This window comes from Vibrio sp. D401a (assembly GCF_030248515.1).
In the GTDB taxonomy this organism is placed as follows: Bacteria; Pseudomonadota; Gammaproteobacteria; order Enterobacterales; family Vibrionaceae; genus Vibrio; species Vibrio rotiferianus.
Window position 1 is genome coordinate 44,198 of sequence record NZ_JAHGAI010000035.1, and the last position, 17,422, is coordinate 61,619.

The 17,422-nt window shown below is 41.5% G+C and carries 11 protein-coding genes; 9 read left to right on the plus strand and 2 right to left on the minus strand.

Going from position 1 to position 17,422, the window contains the following annotated elements; all coding sequences use genetic code 11:
• Positions 1–11: 11 nt before the first annotated feature.
• Complete coding sequence (locus KIV41_RS14285; protein WP_285336847.1) at positions 12–668, minus strand: HEPN domain-containing protein; 657 nt, start codon at positions 666–668, stop codon at positions 12–14.
• 210 nt (positions 669–878) lie between these two features.
• Here KIV41_RS14285 and KIV41_RS14290 point away from each other — a divergent pair, with 210 nt between their 5' ends.
• The 8 genes from KIV41_RS14290 to KIV41_RS14325 all read left to right on the plus strand — a co-directional run bounded on the left by KIV41_RS14290 (position 879) and on the right by KIV41_RS14325 (position 15,036).
• Complete coding sequence (locus tag KIV41_RS14290; RefSeq protein ID WP_285336848.1) at positions 879–1,784, plus strand: WYL domain-containing protein; 906 nt, start codon at positions 879–881, stop codon at positions 1,782–1,784.
• Complete coding sequence (gene brxF, locus KIV41_RS14295; protein WP_285336849.1) at positions 1,781–2,290, plus strand: BREX-3 system P-loop-containing protein BrxF; 510 nt, start codon at positions 1,781–1,783, stop codon at positions 2,288–2,290. Before KIV41_RS14290 ends, brxF begins: the two co-directional genes overlap by 4 nt.
• Positions 2,287–6,015 carry a DUF6079 family protein gene (locus tag KIV41_RS14300; protein WP_285336850.1) on the plus strand — a complete coding sequence of 1,243 codons (3,729 nt, stop codon included), beginning with the start codon at positions 2,287–2,289 and terminating at the stop codon, positions 6,013–6,015. The genes brxF and KIV41_RS14300 overlap by 4 nt, the downstream gene beginning before the upstream one ends.
• A gap of 62 nt (positions 6,016–6,077) precedes the next feature.
• The gene (locus tag KIV41_RS14305; RefSeq protein WP_285336851.1) at positions 6,078–8,855 is read left to right on the plus strand and encodes a DNA methyltransferase; all 2,778 of its coding nucleotides are present in this window, start codon (positions 6,078–6,080) and stop codon (positions 8,853–8,855) included.
• Positions 8,855–11,650, plus strand: a complete 2,796-nt coding sequence (locus KIV41_RS14310) for a DEAD/DEAH box helicase (RefSeq protein ID WP_285336852.1) — start codon at positions 8,855–8,857, stop codon at positions 11,648–11,650. Before KIV41_RS14305 ends, KIV41_RS14310 begins: the two co-directional genes overlap by 1 nt.
• Positions 11,651–11,652: 2 nt before the next feature.
• Positions 11,653–13,632 carry a BREX-3 system phosphatase PglZ gene (pglZ, locus tag KIV41_RS14315; RefSeq protein ID WP_285336853.1) on the plus strand — a complete coding sequence of 660 codons (1,980 nt, stop codon included), beginning with the start codon at positions 11,653–11,655 and terminating at the stop codon, positions 13,630–13,632.
• Entirely contained in the window at positions 13,610–14,317 is a 708-nt protein-coding gene (locus tag KIV41_RS14320; protein ID WP_285336854.1) for a hypothetical protein, read from the plus strand. The genes pglZ and KIV41_RS14320 overlap by 23 nt, the downstream gene beginning before the upstream one ends.
• An 11-nt stretch (positions 14,318–14,328) precedes the next feature.
• Entirely contained in the window at positions 14,329–15,036 is a 708-nt protein-coding gene (locus tag KIV41_RS14325) for a hypothetical protein (RefSeq protein WP_140338391.1), read from the plus strand.
• Positions 15,037–15,045: 9 nt separating this feature from the next.
• Here KIV41_RS14325 and KIV41_RS14330 read toward each other — a convergent pair whose 3' ends face one another.
• Entirely contained in the window at positions 15,046–15,348 is a 303-nt protein-coding gene (locus KIV41_RS14330) for a hypothetical protein (RefSeq protein WP_285336855.1), read from the minus strand.
• 316 nt (positions 15,349–15,664) lie between these two features.
• Here KIV41_RS14330 and KIV41_RS14335 point away from each other — a divergent pair, with 316 nt between their 5' ends.
• A complete protein-coding gene (locus KIV41_RS14335; protein WP_285336856.1) occupies positions 15,665–17,422 on the plus strand; it encodes a DUF262 domain-containing protein in 1,758 nt (585 codons plus the stop codon).

Genomic DNA, 17,422 nt, shown 5'->3' on the forward strand with positions numbered 1-17,422 from the left:
TACTCAATGAGCTAGTTATGGTTGATAAGTGGATAAACAGCTTCTCCCCAAATCTTGTCTGCTGAGTCCATCATGATTTCAATAATACTCGGAACTAGTTTTTCTAGAATACTGCAGCAGTCTTTGAGCTGCTGCCTATTTGCCGAGCTCAAGTAAGTAGCTCCGCCATGGATTAGCTGGTTACGTAGGGTGTATAGGCGAGAAAACAGTATAGATAGGACTTTCGCCGTATCATTTTGACTCAGTGCTTTGTTAGCGGCGACTTTGGCTTTGCTGCGTTCGTTCTTCCAGCTATCTTCAGTAATTCTTCCTGCATGATAATCCCAATATGCCTGGAGGATAAACTCGTTACCCAAGATCACTCGAATAGTGTTGGAGTACTCGTCCCAAACTAAATTGTGTAATTGCTCTCGCTGATCACAAGTGATGAGCTTCTCCAAGAATTTCCCATACAGCCCTTGCTCTCCATAGTGTTGCCGCTGGTCAAACTCTTGCGCATAAGCTGAATTGAATGCTATCCACAGGAAAATAAACTTAGAGTCATCATCATCACAAAGTTCTGACTTATTCAGCCAGCTCAAGGCACGATGGACACGTAGGCTAAGGTTCTGAGGATACATATCACGTTCAGCTCGTTGGCGACGTTTTAACTCTTTGTAATTAGACACATGGTTTCTCTGATAGCGATAACTGACTTGTATTATATAAGCATGCTGTTGGGTATTGTTTGAACTGAGGAGCACATTTACTGGTTAGCTAGCAAGGAAGCTTATGGAAACAAATCTAATCAATATCTGGTCAATGATGTAATCATTTTGATTGCATGCTTCTGTGTGGTGTTGTATATTGCAGGCAGTGATAAACAACATAAGTTTCAAATGAAAAAACTTGAAGAGCTGTCTCATGCTCAGCGCGAAAGGTTGGCTTTTATAGACTTCAGTTTGAATTATTTTGGTGAAGTTAGTAGAGCGGATCTGATAGATAAGTTTCAGACTGGTTTAGCAGCAGCAACTAGGGATTTCGCGGCGTATAAGGATTTGGCTCCGGCGAATATGGAGCTAATCCACCAGACAAAGTCTTACCATCGGTTAGATAGTTTTCAAGCGCTGTTTGAACATGAACCAGAATCCATCCTGTACGGTTTAGCTAAAGGGTTTGGTGACGGGATGTCATCTCCTGTAGTGCACAGTCCATCTTGTATTGACAATCTGAGTCTTGTCCACCCAAATGCGGATGTGATTTCGACACTGATGCGCGCGATCACTCAAAAGTCAGCGGTTGAATGTGAATATGTGTCTTTATCGTCAGGATGTAAGAAGAGAATTATAGTTCCTCATGCATTAGTCAACAATGGTAAGCGATGGCATGTTCGAGCGTATGACCGTGATTCATCAAGCTTTAGAGATTTTGTTGCAACTCGTTTCAAGCATCTATCCATCGTAAGTACTTCAATAGGCGAAACTCAATTTCGAGCTTCAGATAAGCAGTGGAATAGGGTTGTCGATTTGACACTAATACCACACCCAAATGCTTCATTTAAAGAAGCGATAGAGCTTGATTATGCAATGACTGGTGGTGAGCTTAAAGTTGAAATACGAGCAGCTCTCGCTGGTTATTTTCTCCGTTATTGGTCGGTGGATTGCTCAAGAACGCATGTTCTTGATTCGAACCAATATCATTTAGCGCTCAAGGAAGTAGAATCGATTTTTGGTGTCGAAAACATTCAGTTGGCACCCGGTTATCAGGTTGATAAACGTGGTCTAGATGATAAGGACTGCTCATGAGCACATCTATTACTAGTTTTCGCCTGACAGAGCAATTGTTACAACATGTTCAAAATGCATGTTTAGAAGCAGAGTATCGCTCCTTCAAGTTAGTATTTGTGGTAATCCCGGAGGATTTTCGTCGCGAAATTGAGGCTGAAATTCTCAACAACTCTATTGGTTTCGTTAACCTCTCAAAAGGGCTTGCTCGTAAGCTAGTTAGTTTGTCGATTAGAGAGAGAGTTAGGCGACTTGAAGCTGAAGTTGACAAAATTGCCAATGATTGCGGAAGTTCTGTTTGGCTTACAAAGCTCGATGTGTTGTTTGAGCCAGCTTTAGATAATGACCCTATGAGGCTATTAAAAGGGATAGCTAAGTCTAAGACTGTAGTAGCCATATGGCCCGGAGAGATAACAGAAACGTCAGTGGTATACTCCAAACCAGGTAAACCAGATTATAAAACCTATCCATTAAAAGAATTAAACGATATTCAGGTGATCGACGCCTGCAACGGAGTAATGAAATGAAGAAGTACGGCGACTTGATTCAGTTCGAATCTGTAACAGCTAACATTCAGCTTAAGACATCAAGTGACCATGACAAAGCGGTAGGCTTGGTTTCGTCATATGTGATCTCAGACAAGATGTCTCAGAAGCTGAGTAATGTCATTATCGAACAACTTCAGTATGAAGAGTCAGTCGATAACAAAGCGCTTTGGATCGTGGGTAACTATGGTTCAGGTAAGTCTCACTTGATGTCCGTTATCTCCGCAGTTGCAGAATTTCCAGACTTAGCAAGCCATGTTTCAAATGATATTGTTCGCAGTGCAGCAGACAAGATTGCGGGTAAGTTTAAAGTTATTCGATTCGAAATCGGTGCATCAAAAATGGCGCTGACTGATATCGTTACACAAAACTTGACTGATGGCTTAGCCGATATGGGAGTGGACTATGAATTCCCTCCGATGACTGAAATCTCTTCAAACCACAAACCTTATTTTGAAGAGATGATGGCCACATTCCATGAAAAATATCCAGATCATGGTTTGCTTCTGGTTTGTGATGAGATGCTAGATTATTTCCGCTCTCGAAATGAACAGGAGCTACCGTTAGACATCGCGATTCTTCGAGTTATCGGTGAGGTGATTGATGGTACACGCTTCCGCTTTATGGCTGGTGTTCAGGAAGCGATTTTTGATAGCACGCAGCTAGAGTTTCTATCTAAGGAAGTAAAACGAATTCGTGACCGTGCAGAGCAAGTACTGATTGCTCGTGAAGATATCAAATATGTTGTTGCTGAACGTCTGCTAAAGAAAGATGCCCAGCAACAGGAATGGATTCGCGAATATCTGCAAAAGTTTACGCCTTATTACGACAAAATGAACGAGCGTTTAGACGAGTTTGTTCGTATGTTCCCTGTGCACCCAGATTACATCAACACGTTCGAACGAGTGCGAATGGCCGGTCTTGAAAATCGTCAAGTACTGAAAAGTCTTTCCCGTCAGATGAAAGAATTGATGGAAGACGAAGTGCCTCAAGATGTACCGGGGATCTTTTCTTACGATACCTACTGGAACGAGCTAAGCAGTGAGCCAAGCATGAAGACTAACCCTGAGGTTGGTCAAGTCATTGAAACAGGTGAGCTTCTAGTAGATCGCATTGATCAAGCGTACCCAACTCCAGGTGAGAAAGAGTTTGCCAAACGATTGGTAGCAGGTCTCGCGATCCACCGTATGGCGGTAGGCGATATTTATGCAGAGATGGGGGCAACAGCAGCTGAACTACGTGACTCTTTATGTTTGTATTTAAAGAACATCGAGATCATGCCTGGCGATAAGAGCAAGAACTTGGAGAATCACATTGTCACTGTGCTAACTAAGGTTCGCCGTACTGTTAATGGTCAGTTTTTCTCTAAGAACAAAACCAACGATCAGTTTTATCTGGACCTGAAAAAGACCGAAGACTTTGATGCACATATTGAAGCAAAAGCTGCAGGATTGTCCCCAGATAGCATCAACTCTGCTTACAGAGCGGCAATGTTAGAGATCTTAGAGCAAACAGACTCTCAACAATCAAAAACAGCGATGTGGCAGCATGAACTGAAGTGGTTGGACAGAAACGTTAGTCGTCCTGGATGGCTGTTCCTTGGCTCTCCTAACGAGCGTGAAACCGCGAAACCTCAGTTAGATTACTACATGTACTTCATTCAGCCTGAGAACCCACCGAAGCAAAAGAAAGAGTTTATCCGTGAAGATGAAGTGCAGTTTGTTCTAAAGAACCGTAGTGAAGAGTTTAATCAATCTCTAAAGAACTATGCGGCATCTGTAGCGTTACGTGCACTAGCGACAGGCAGTGCACAGCAGACATACAAGATCAAAGCGGACGGTTATCTTGGTGAGATGATTAAATGGATTCGCGCCAACATCAAAGACGCATTTGAAGTCCAATACAATGGTAAGTCTAAGCCAATTATGGACTGGTTGAAGGGAGCAACTATTCGCGATATCACAGGTATTGCAGACAGTGACCATGGTAGTGTTAAAGACATCTTCGAAGCGGTAGCAAGCTTTATTCTGGAAGGTTACTTCCAGTCTCTTGCTCCAGAATACCCTAAGTTCTCACAGCGTATTACTGAAGATACCATCAGTGTCGCAAGCAAAGATGTACTGAGCTATTTAGCTGGTGGCGCTGCAACTAAACGTGCTACCGCTGTACTTGATGCACTTGAACTACTTGATGGTGATAAGCTAAAACCAAAAAGCTCTCGGTATGCTCAAGCAGTACTAGAAGTACTCGCAGCAAAAGGCCACGGTCAAGTCGTTAATCAAAGTGAGCTACTAGAGGCAGTTCACGCTCGCCTATATTTCAAACCAGGTACTTACCGATTGGAGCCTGAATGGCTACTTGTGATCCTAGCAACGTTAGTTCATGCAGGAGAGATAGAGCTATCAGTGGTGGGCAAAGTCATTACTGCAAGTGACGTTGATGCGTTGAAAGGAATCGATTTTGCTACATTGATCGACTTCAAACACATCCAAGCACCAAAGGACTTTAATGTTAGTGCGATTAAAGCTGTCCTTGAATTACTTGGGATGAATGAGGGCTTAGCGACTTCAATCCAACAAGGTGATGAAAGTGTTGTTCGTACTATGGGACAAGAGATTGAAAAGTTAGTTAAGTCTCTCGTTCACGATCAGCAGCTTGTAAAACAGCGACTTATGTTGTGGGGCAACCATGTCCTTGCTGAAAATGAAGCGACACTGTTAGCAGATCGTTTGGGTAAAACGAAAACATTCCTTGAGTCTCTACAGCGTTTCAATACGCCAGGTAAACTCAAGAACTTCAAAGAATCAGCGGAGTCAATTGTAGAGCACGCAGAAACTTTGAAAGAGTGGAAGAGCTTTAAACAACTTTTGGAAGTGGTGGATAGCTTCGCTGAATACGCTCAATATCTTAAAGAAGCTCAGCTCATTCTTGATGAGAATGATGAGTGGCAATCTGATGTGCGAGATGCAGCGCTAGCACTTAGAAATGGTATTGAAGATAAAACTACACGATTAGCGTCAAGCTTTAAGCAAGCGCAGCTAGCAAATCTGCAACAGCTTAAAAAAGCGTATATACAGCGCTATGTTGCTTTGTACCAATCGGCTCGTTTAACAATGGAGCAGGATAAAAAGAAAGCGGCACTGATTGCAGATGAACGTCTACAAACGCTAGAGGCGCTGTCTAGTATCTCATTACTTCCTGCAGAACAAGTTAAGCAGTGGAGAACTGAGTGTGCTGCTTTACAAGTTGCGGAGTCAATAGACTCTAAAACACTTGAGTTGACTCCAAATCCAGTTAACTTTTCACCGCGTAATGAGAGCAGTAAAGTTTCAGCAAGTGAACGTTTAACTCAGTTAGATACAAAGCTAAGCGACATGTTGTCTGAGTGGACTCATAGTTTAAAATCGTCGCTAGCTGATGACCCGTTCTTACAACTGAGTTTATTGCCAGAGTTGCAACGAAATGAAATCCATTCATTTATTACTTCAGGAGCTCTGTCACTTCCAGTGAGCAAAGAGTTTATCGCTGGTGTAAATGAGGTTCTGTCTGGTCTTGAAGAAGTGAGAATATCTACAATGGATTTGGTTGCAACTTTTGGTAAAGGAACGCCGCAAAGATTGGAGGATGTTAAAGCTCGCTTTGAAGAACTACTTCACACACATTGCAAAGGCAAAGATAGCAGCAAAGTGCGAATCATTATTGATTAATCCGATACCAACTAAGTAAACCGAGGTCAGTATATGTTACTGACTTCAAAAGAGAATGAACAATGAATCAAGAAAGCCTGTTTGGTACTGAAGGCGAGAAAAAAAACTCTGGACCGGTAGAATGTCTGGGGATTACTTTTGAGAGTGATGAGGCTCGTAGAGCCCATTTTATCGAACAATTGCGCGAAAAATTAAAAGATCCAGAATTTAGAGCGATTGAAGGTTTTCCTATCGGGACTGACGAAGCAATCTTGGAGCTTTCTGACCCGCCATATTATACTGCTTGCCCTAATCCATGGGTAAATGAGTTTATAGACCTTTGGGCTGCGCAGAAGCAATGCTATGAAATAAATTATCACCGAGAGCCCTTTGCTGCGGACGTTAGTGAAGGAAAGCAGGACCCTATATACAAGGCGCATTCATATCATACAAAGGTGCCTCACCAAGCAATTATGCGTTACATACTACACTATACAAAGCCTGGTGATATTATACTGGATAGTTTTTGTGGTTCGGGAATGACTGCAGTTGCTGCGCAGATGTGTGGCGATAGGGAGGCTATTGAAAAGCTAGGTTATAAAGTTGCTAATGACCTGTCAATTTTAGATGAAAATGGAATTGGTTTTTCGAAAGTTGGCACTAGGAATGTAGTGTTAAATGACTTATCTCCGACTGCATCATTTATTTCTCATAATTATTCAGCACCTAAAGATGTACAAAAAATAAAGAGTGATGCACTTGCAATTTTACGCGAGGTTGAAGATGAATGTGGTTGGATGTATGAAACAAAGCATTCAAATGGTGATTCGGCGAGAATAAATTATGTCGTCTGGTCAGAGGTGTTTAGTTGTCCGGAGTGTTCTCATGAACTCATTTTTTGGGATGAGGCTGTAGACAATAAAAAAGGGGCAGTAAGAGAAGATATTCCATGTCCTAGCTGCGGTTCGATAAACAGCAAGAAAAAATTAGATAGAGTATTTGAATCGTATTTTGATGATTCGCTCTCTGAAACTGTCTCTGTGGTGAAATCGGTTCCAGTACATATTTATTATACGTTTGAAGGTAAAAGGTATGAGAAAAAACCGGATACATTTGACTATGAACTGGTAGAAAAAATACGCTCAATGAAAATACCTCATTGGTTTCCGACTGATCGTATGATGGAGGGCAAAGAAACAAGAAGAAATGATCCAGCAGGTATTACTCACGTTCACCATTTTTACACTAAGAGGAACGTTTGGGCTTTAGCTTCAATCTTGAAAAGAATTGATACACATGCATCGAAATTTGTGTTCACGGGGATCCTGAATCGTGCAACACAAATGAATCGAATCCATCTTAAAAAGTTCTTTTTTGGTGGAGGTGGTTGGAATGCCGGGTATCTTAAAGGCACTCTTTATGTTTCATCTCTGCCTATTGAAACATCCATCTTTGAGCAGTGGGGAGATCGACTTTCTTCAATATTAAGGGCTTTTGTTACAATGAAGTCTAAGCATTGCCAAGTTATATCCACACAATCAAGTACAAAAGTTTCGATTCCTGATAATAGTTTAGATTATGTGTTTATAGATCCACCATTTGGCGCGAACATAAACTATTCCGAACTTAGTTCTATTTGGGAGTATTGGTTAAAAGTTCGAACTAATAATGTCCTTGAGGCGATAGAAAATACGGCTCAGAGTAAGACTGTAAATGACTACAGACAGTTGATGGCTCGCTGCTTTAGGGAAGCCAATCGCGTATTGAAGCCTGGGCGCTGGATTACTGTGGAGTTTTCTAACACTAAAGCGAGTGTTTGGAACTCTATTCAAAGTGCTTTGTCTGAGGCTGGATTTGTTGTGGCTAACGTGTCTGCTTTGGATAAAAAGCAAGGTAGCTTTAAAGCAGTTATGACCCCAACTGCTGTTAAACAAGACTTAGTTATATCTGCTTATAAACCTAGTGATGAGTTTTCAGAACGTTTTAAAATGGAAACTGATGAAGACGGCGTCTGGGATTTTGTAAAAAACCACTTGAAATACTTACCAGTAATAAAGTACGAAGGGAACGAGCTAGTGACTATTTCTGAGCGAGATCCTAGGATATTATTTGATCAGGTTGTCGCTTATTTTATACGTAATACTCGTGAGGTTCCTCTATCATCATTAGATTTTCAAATAGGGCTAAGAGCAAAGTTTTCTGAGCGAGATGGTATGTTCTTCTTGCCTGAGCAAGTAACCGAATATGATAAAAAGAGAGCTGAGTCACATAAAATTAAGCAATTTTCTATTTTCGTTGATGATGAAGCGTCTGCTATTGAATGGATACGACAAGAATTAAAGAACAAACCAAAAACATATTCTGAGATTCATCCATTATTTTTGAACGAGCTCTCTGGTTGGAAGAAAAATGAGTTAGAGCTTGAGCTATCAACCCTTCTTGAGCAGAACTTTATTAAATATGATGGTAAAGAAGATGTTCCATCTCAGATTCATACTTATCTATCTACCAACTTCAAGGATATGCGTGGTTTAGATAAGAGTGAAGTGAAACTTATTGCAAAGGCTAAAGACCGTTGGTACGTGCCAGATCCAAACAAGGCTGCCGATTTAGAGAAAGTTCGTCTTCGAGCACTGCTTAAAGAGTTCGAGACCTATAAAGAAGCGAAGAAAAAAATCAAACAACCGCGTGCTGAAGCACTGCGAGCTGGTTTTAATACTGCTTGGGAAGCTCAAGACTTCCAAACCATTTTGGATATCTCGGCGAAAATTCCACCTGCGGTTCTCCAGGAGGATGAGAAGCTGTTGATGTTCTACGATAACGCGTTAACACTAACCTCTACCGAGGATGATGAGTGGTAATGGCAACACTTTTAAATGTCGGTGATTGGGCTTGGAGTCAGGTCCATCAACAATATGTGAAAGTGATAGAAAGCTCTGGCCTTTGGGGCCAGAGCTTTTATCGTGTTTGGCTCCAACAACAAGATAGCGTAGTAAAAGTTCCTTCAGGTGATTTGACTAACACTTCTATGGATAAATCGCCTAGCCCACATTTTTTCTCTTACATTGGTATCGCAGCCAAAATTGCGAATGTTCAAAAAGAAGACATTCTACTTGCTCCTGTAGAATCAAATGTCATTCCATTGCCTCACCAATTGAAAGCACTCGACAAAGCGATGTCGCGCAAGCAAGTCCGTTATCTATTTGCAGATGAAGTAGGGCTTGGTAAAACCATCGAGGCTGGCTTGGTTATGCGAGAACTCAAGCTAAGAGGGATGGCTAAACGAATCTTGGTGTGCGCACCTAAAGGCTTGGTAAGCCAATGGGTGAGTGAGATGAGCACTCACTTTGGGGAATCATTTCATCTGCTCATCCCAGGGGAGAATAAACCTGTAGATGAAAACGACAATGTTTGGCTTCGGCATGATTTGGTCGTTTGTCCGGTTGATAGCATAAAGCCAATTGAGAGCAGAAAAGGCTGGTCGGTTAAACAAGTTCATGAGTACAACAAGCATAGGTTCGATGATCTGTTGTCTGCAGGTTGGGATCTCATTGTCATCGATGAAGCGCATCGATTAGGTGGCAGTACCGAGCTCGTTGCACGTTATAAGTTAGGGCAAGGTCTGGCGGAAGCATCACCCTACTTATTGCTGCTGTCGGCAACACCTCACCAGGGCAAGAGTGACGCTTTTCACAGACTTATGGCCTTACTTGATAAAGAGGCTTTTCCTGATGTTTCGAGTGTTACGAAAGAACGTGTTCAGCCCTATGTCGTAAGAACTGAAAAGCGAATATCAATAGACGGTACAGGTAAGCCATTATTTAAGCCTAGAAAGACAGAGCTAATTCCTGTGGCCTGGAAGAGTAGACACGCTTTACAGAGGCACTTGTACGAAGAAGTCTCTGAGTATGTAAAAGAAGGCTATAACCAGGCAAAAGCTCAAAAACAAAATGCTATTGGCTTTTTAATGATCTTGATGCAGCGCCTTGTTAGCTCGAGTAGTGCAGCAATTGCAATGACATTGTCTAGGCGATTACAGTCACTCGAGAATACTGTTATTGAAGATGAGCTTCCGCTAGCTTTTGCCGATGACTGGGCGGACCTTGATGGCCAAGCACAATTAGATGAGTTGATTGCAACGAGTAAGCAAGCGTTGGCAAATGAGAAAGCTGATGTACAGCGTTTGTTGAATATTGCTAATGAATGCGTCGCCAAAGAAAGTGATACTAAAGCAGAAGCACTGATTGACTGGCTCTATCAGCTTCAACAAGAAGAGCAAGATCCTGAACTAAAAATGTTGGTCTTTACTGAGTTTGTGCCAACGCAGCAGATGCTCACGAAGTTCTTTACCGATAGGGGGATCAGTGTTGTTACGCTTAATGGCTCTATGGATATGCATGAGCGGAAAAGAGCACAGGCTTCGTTTGCTGGTGATACGCGAATTTTGATCTCTACTGACGCGGGTGGTGAAGGTTTAAATCTTCAATTTTGTCACGTCATTGTAAACTACGATATGCCTTGGAACCCAATGAGAATGGAGCAGCGCATTGGACGTGTTGATCGTATTGGCCAGCCCCATGTCGTGCGAGCTCTAAACTTTGTATTGGAAGACTCTGTGGAGCATAGAGTGCGAGATGTACTGGAATCGAAGCTTCAAGTCATCTTAGATGAATTCGGAGTAGATAAAACCAGTGACGTACTTGACTCAGCCGAGGCAAATCATCTCTTTGATGAGCTCTTTATGGAATCCATATCGAACCCGGAAACGATGGATCAGGAATTAGCGAAAGCCTTGAAAGTGATTCAGGGTGGAGCTCGAGATAAACGTTCTCAAGACGGTTTGTTTTCAGATGGAAAGTCGCTAAATCCAAGTGATTATCTGAAAGTTATTGATCACCCTTTGCCGTATTGGGTTGAGCAGATGGTGAGTCAGTTTCTAAGTTTCAAGAGCTCTCAAGGTGCGGATGCGTCATTTACTCGTGCTGAGAATGGATCGATATGTATTAAATGGCCAGATGGCGCTAACTGGGAAGACATTACCTTTATTAGTAAGGAAGCGCAAAAAACACCAGGGTTAAAGCACATTACTCTTGAAAACCCAAAGGTGAGAGGCTTGAGCACACACTTACCAATTTGGAGCGAAGTCCAAAACATACCTCTTGTGCGAGTTCCTTCCCTGCCTTCCGGTGTGACCGGGTATTGGTCCCTCTGGAGTGTTCGATTTTCTGGTCAGGATGAACGTCAATTGCAGTATTTGCCAATCTATATAAATACAGCAGGCCAGTATTTCTCTACCGCATCTAATCGAGTGTGGGATGCAATATGTTCAGATATTCTCGAGTCCGACTTAAGCTCAAATCCAGAGCCTGAAAAAGCATATCAATTGCTTAGAGAGTCTGCTGAGGTCCAAGGCAAAATTTTGTTTGATTCCATGCTAGCTGAGCATTTGAACGAACTCGAACTTAGCGTTGAGAAAGGAGAGTATTCCTTCAAAGCCAGAAGAAATGCGATTGAACGAATAGGTCTGCCAGAAGTTAAGAGCTATAGAATGCGTCAGTTGGATATTGAATACAGTCAATGGAAGGTTGATATTGATGCAAAGCGTGAGATATACCCTGAGTTAAACCTTCATCTAGTGTTTGAAATTAAAGGATAGATATGAACTGGCAAGAGAAGCTTACTAGTCAGATGGCTTTGACAGAGCCTGTTCACTATATTGTTAACGACCCTGATAATTTATGTTTTGAACCCGCAATAGCTGACCTAATCGAACAGGCGGGAGCTGTACTTTTCTCGGATACTGATCCTCTCGCACTAAGGTTATGTTTTGAAGAATGGCTTGATAGTGATGAGTGCAGTGCTCTATTAATTAGGGTTGTCGATGAACAGCCTAGTATTCCTTATGATATTGAATTTTCAGCTAAGCGTGTTGATTTTGATATTAGTGAAGTGATGCCAGAGTTGGATGCATCAGTACTGAGATCTTTATCGCCTAAAGATTATGGACAACTGCAGTCTGCAGTAAAGAGCTATGGTGCGGATAAGCTAAACCGAAATGCTAGTTTGGATTTTGTCTTACGACATATCTACAAAATTGCTCCGGAAATTATTCAATCTGAGACAGATTTAGTTAGATTGCTCATTCGAAAGCATTACCTTGGTATCGAGATGCCGTTGGTTTTTGAAGAGAGGTTAATTGAAACTCTCCAAGTTCGTGAGCAGTTTAGTCGTTGGGATTTTTCAAGGGTTGTGTCTGATAGAACAGAGTTCTTTGCGTTTCTTCAACAGCAGTGGTTGCTTCACTTGCAGCGAAAAGTCCAGCGGTATGAAATTAAGGAATCATCATGGCCTGTCGATGAGCTTGTTGTTCCATTTGACGACCAAGATATTAAAGTATTTGTTGATAATATATTTGCTGACGGGATTCTCCAAGCTGTAGATTTTGACGGCTTAGGAAAAGATGATTGGGAATGGGTTGGAGTTATCGCGGATGACGAGTCTAGGGATCTATTACGAGTAAGGCAGCTACTTAATAAGCTTTCGAATCAATTCATCGTGCAGGATTTGCCGCTACCTGAAGGTTCAGAACAGTGGGAAGAGATCGCACTAGAACTTGGTGTGCTGAATTCGTTATCTCACACTTTGAAAGGCACAGATAGTTATGCTCTGAACGCAGAGATCGCTAACTTAAACACTAAAGTAGATGATTACTTTGAAACGTGGTTGCAAACGAACTTTGGCAAGCTGATAAACACGCCGATAGCACGCTTCCCTAAGATGCTGCATAAAATTCCGGAATGGTTGAGCCGTAAAGTCAGTGATGGACAAAAGGTGTGTCTACTGGTGATGGATGGCATGGGGTTTCAACAGTGGAATTACGTTAAAGAGCACATTATTGATATACCTGACGTTCGAGTTGAGGAGAGAGGTGTTTTTTCATGGGTTCCAACTATTACCTCCATAGCTAGGCAAGCTTTATTCTCAGGCAAACAGCCACGTTCATTTCCTGATTCATGGCATACAACTGCGAAAGAGAAAGCGCTCTGGCATGCGTTTTGGGAAGATAAAGGTTTAAGCAAGACTGAAGTAGCATATGCAGTTGCTCTTGAGAAGAGTAAAGATATAGAGTCATTCAAAGACAGTTTCCATTCGCCCAAGCTAAAGGTTGCAGGGTTCGTTATCAATTATATTGATAAGCAGATGCACGGAATTGAAGGTGGGATGCCATTACTAAATGTTGCAGTGAGTAAATGGCTAGAACTGTGGCAGTTTTCTTCAAAGATAGAGGTTTTACTGGATTCTGGTTTTGAAGTGGTGATAACGGCTGATCACGGTAACCAAGAAGCAATAGGTCAAAGTTGGCCCAATGAAGGTGTTAAAGCAGAGACGAAAGGTGAAAGAGTGAGACTGTATAAAAATACAGTTGAATATTCGAATGATAAGGCAGACGTGCTAGAATGGCCAGCTAAGAAATTTGGACTACCATCAGATTTATATCCGCTTGTGAGTAGAGGTCGTCATGCGTTCGTCCAGAAAGGCAAACAGATTGTCGGGCATGGCGGGATTAGCTTACATGAGGTGGTTGTCCCATTAGCTATTGTTACGAGAGAGCAGCATGTCAAAGAGAGTCAACTTTAGTCGTCATATCGAGGTTCAATGGTTAGATTCCGTTGCGGTCTGGGTCGCCGAGGGAAAACAAAAAAAAGAACTCGATGAACAGATTGATTTGATGCTTGAGCCTTCGGTCACGTGCAAAGTAAATAGAGGGAAAACTCGAAATCAGCTGACCAAGTTATGGTCCCCTAAATCTGATGATGTTACTGAAAGCTTTACTCAGTTTGCCATTGAAGCCGTGCTTGGTAGTGAACGTCCAGACTTTACATTGCATTGGGGAATGTTAGTTGCTAAAAACAACTTTTTTGCTGATGTAGTAAGATTCATCGGGCGACGTGAAAAACACGCTGAGGTGTTCGCCTATGCTCAAGTTCAAAAGCACATTGTTGAACTGTACGGGGATACCGAGACGGTCAAACGTGGTCTTCGCTCTGTGTTAAAAACACTGGTTGATTTTAGGGTTCTTGAGCGTCAAACGAATAGGACGTACAAAGCGCATAAGCTCGAACATATAGTAGAAAGTAAGTATAAGAGCTGGCTTCTGCAATCTTTGATGTATAACCAAAGGTATCGAAGTCGTTCTCTTGCAGATATGCTTGATGATCTAGTTTGGTTTCCGTTTGTATTCTCAGTATCAGTCAATGAGCTTGAGACAACCTGGTTTGATCTTCACCAACAAGGAAACGACCTTGTTTTATTTAAAAAGTAGAGAGAGTTGTATTGAAAGTTTCAATTGGTTTTAATCGTCACTTAGAGCCTGATTGGCTAGCACAGACGGCATCTTGGGTCGCTAATGGTATAGAAGGGCAGGCGTTGAAAGACCGGATTGATTCCATGCTTGAGCCTGCATTTACCAGTAAAGTTGCAAAAGATAAAACTCGGAATTTGTTATTTGGAATTTGGAACAAGCTACCTAAGCATATCTCAGAAAGATTTCAATTGAGAGGGGCTAACTTGTTAATGGAGCATAGTGAGCAACACTTGGTGTTTCATTGGGGCATGATGCTGTCGAAGTATCCGTTTTTTGCCTTTGTTGTAGGTCAGATTGGTAAGTTGACTAAGCTTAACGATACCTTTATATACTCTCAGCTTGAAGATCGTGTAACGGAGCAATACGGCGATACATCTACAATAAAACGTAGTATGCAGTTTGTTGTAAGAACTCTTATGAACCTTGAAGTACTCAAAAATCCAAAGCAGGGTGTTTATGAGCTAAATACGGCAGTATCTATTGAACAACCAGAGGTAAAAGGTTGGCTAGTAGAAGCAATAATGCATTCAAACCAAAGCTCTAGTAGGAGTCTATCAAGTATAAATGACGATACGGTTTGGTTTCCATTTAAGCTGTTTTTTGATTTATCAGATGTGCAAACTAACAAAGAACTAGAAGCACATCTTCAATCGTCGGACACGGTTGTTTTTCTTTAGTCTTAATAACTACAACCAATGTTTCGGGATTTTTAACTCGAAGCTCTTCGCTGCATACTCAAGCATCGTGATGATCTCACGGTGCTTTTTTTCATCATAGGGCTGACCGTTTTGCTTTTGCTGAACAATGATTTTGAGCTCTACGAGGTTAAACATGCCCAGCTTGTAGAAGTTTCCCCAACTTGGTATTCCAAATAAGTTGTATATTGTCTCTGTACTGTCACGCTCACTGGCAAGGCGTTTGGGCTCATCAATTTTGGCAAGTGCTGCTTCGCCTTCTTCTTTTGTATCGTAGGTGTTTAGTTGTTTCATCGTGCTATGGTGGATATCCTTAAGTAATATCAGACTAGCAAATCTGACGCTGAGAGTCTCGTACACAAGCTAATGATGTTTCGCTTTTCAGTACCCATTTTTCTCCTGATTTTGTGGTGTACCGCATTCATTTTTAATAAACTTGTATTCTATATGCAACAGCGTTTCTGTTGCGCTTTGTTTCGCTTAAATGCCAAGGCGAAGATAGATACGGCACAGGTTCTAGATTCTAGAGTTATCTTGCAGTGGTATCGTCGATTAGCCGGGTTTGATTCAAGAGAATAAGCATTTGGGTGTAGTCAGAAGGATTTCAAAAGTGGGATATTCAAGCCTGTCGATTAAGCAGTTAATCACCGATATTAGTGACAGTAAGTATTACCTACCGGCTATACAGCGTAAGTTCGTATGGGGCGAAGAGAAAATCTGTAACCTTTTTGATTCAATAATGCGCGATTACCCCATTGGCACTTTTTTATTCTGGGATCTTCCAGCCGAAAAAGCAGACCAATATACTTTCTATGAATTTCTAAAAAACTACCATCAGCGTGATTCTAAGAATGAGTTGGTTCGAAAGGACTTTACTCAAGAAGTTCGGGGTGTATTAGATGGCCAACAAAGAATAAGTTCATTGTATATAGCTTTACAAGGTGTTTACTGTTCAAAGCGAAAATATGCAAAAAAGACCACAGATAATGCATACCCCAAGCGCCAGTTGTACTTAAACTTGTTTGGTGATGAGAGAGATTATGAGTTTAAGTTTTTAGAGCAAAAAGATGCATTGGAAAAAGATGATTCAAAATACTTCTATCTCGTGAGAGACATCTTAAAACATGGTAGAGATGTAGACCCTCAAGACATTATTGAAGAGCTAGAAGATAGGACTCCTTCTGATGCAGATATGTTGAGGCGAAACGGTCGTGTTGCAAGAAAAAAATTATTTTTGCTGGCTAAAAAGTTAAACCAAGATGAGTTGATTAACTACTTCAAAATCGTGGACAAAGACCTAGATGATATCCTGGATATATTTGTGCGTGTAAACAGTGGCGGTACTATTCTATCAAAATCTGATTTGTTATTTTCTACGTTGGTCGCTCATTGGGAGGATGGAAGAGAGCATATCGAACAGCTTATTGAGACCATAAATGGTGAGGATAGTCTCTTCAATTTTAACACTGATTTTTTAATGAGAACGTGCTTGTTTTTGATTGATGCACCGATGAGCTTCAAGGTACAAACGTTTGATCGAAGTAACATCGCTAAGATTCGTGATAACTGGGAGGCAATCTTTACGGCGCTAACAAAAACTTCATCAATCCTACGTGAGTTTGGTTTCAATAAGACCAGGTTGTCATCTAACTATGCTGCTACACCAATAGCATACTACGTTTACAAAGGCGGAAGGGTAGATAAAGAATCGAAAGCCGAGTTGCGAAAGTTAGTCATTCATAGTCTGCTCAAGCAAATCTATAGTGGGCAAGCTGATTCAGCTTTAAGTGGATTACGTGATGGATTGAGAGATAAGCGTGAAGGCAGTTTTCCTCTAAAACAGACTAGCTTTTCATTTTCTAGTTTCCAACATACGAAACTTGCTGGTGGTAAGAGGCTTACAATTGACGGTGATGATATAGAGGATTTCCTAGAGTATAAGAAAGGTAGCTTCTGTTTCTTACTGTTATCTGTCCTTTATCCAGATCTTCAAATAGACCAAATCAGCTTCCATCAAGATCATATGCATCCCCACAGTGGCTTTAAAACATCAGCATTAGTCGACATGGGATTACAACAGGAAGATATTACTCATTGGCAGAACCTCCGTGACCAGTTACCTAATCTCCAATTACTTGAAGGACAAGAAAACGCGGAGAAACAGGCCACACCGCTGGACATTTGGGTATCCAAGAGTGGGATTGACGAACAGTATTATCGTCAACGTAATTATGTGCCCGCTACACAATCGCTCAAGTTAGTAGACTTTGCTCTGTTTTTCGAAGCTAGGAAAAGATTGATGCGAAAGCAGCTACATCTAATGTTTGATGTTGATACAGAAGAAAAAGTAGTCGAGTTAACTGAATAG

Coding starts and splice junctions, on each gene's coding strand:
- KIV41_RS14290 (WP_285336848.1), top strand. CDS start 879: ATGAAAAAACTTGAAGAGCTGTCTCATGCTCAGCGCGAAAGGTTGGCT.
- brxF (WP_285336849.1), top strand. CDS start 1,781: ATGAGCACATCTATTACTAGTTTTCGCCTGACAGAGCAATTGTTACAA.
- KIV41_RS14300 (WP_285336850.1), top strand. CDS start 2,287: ATGAAGAAGTACGGCGACTTGATTCAGTTCGAATCTGTAACAGCTAAC.
- KIV41_RS14305 (WP_285336851.1), top strand. CDS start 6,078: ATGAATCAAGAAAGCCTGTTTGGTACTGAAGGCGAGAAAAAAAACTCT.
- KIV41_RS14310 (WP_285336852.1), top strand. CDS start 8,855: ATGGCAACACTTTTAAATGTCGGTGATTGGGCTTGGAGTCAGGTCCAT.
- pglZ (WP_285336853.1), top strand. CDS start 11,653: ATGAACTGGCAAGAGAAGCTTACTAGTCAGATGGCTTTGACAGAGCCT.
- KIV41_RS14320 (WP_285336854.1), top strand. CDS start 13,610: ATGTCAAAGAGAGTCAACTTTAGTCGTCATATCGAGGTTCAATGGTTA.
- KIV41_RS14330 (WP_285336855.1), bottom strand. CDS start 15,348: ATGAAACAACTAAACACCTACGATACAAAAGAAGAAGGCGAAGCAGCA.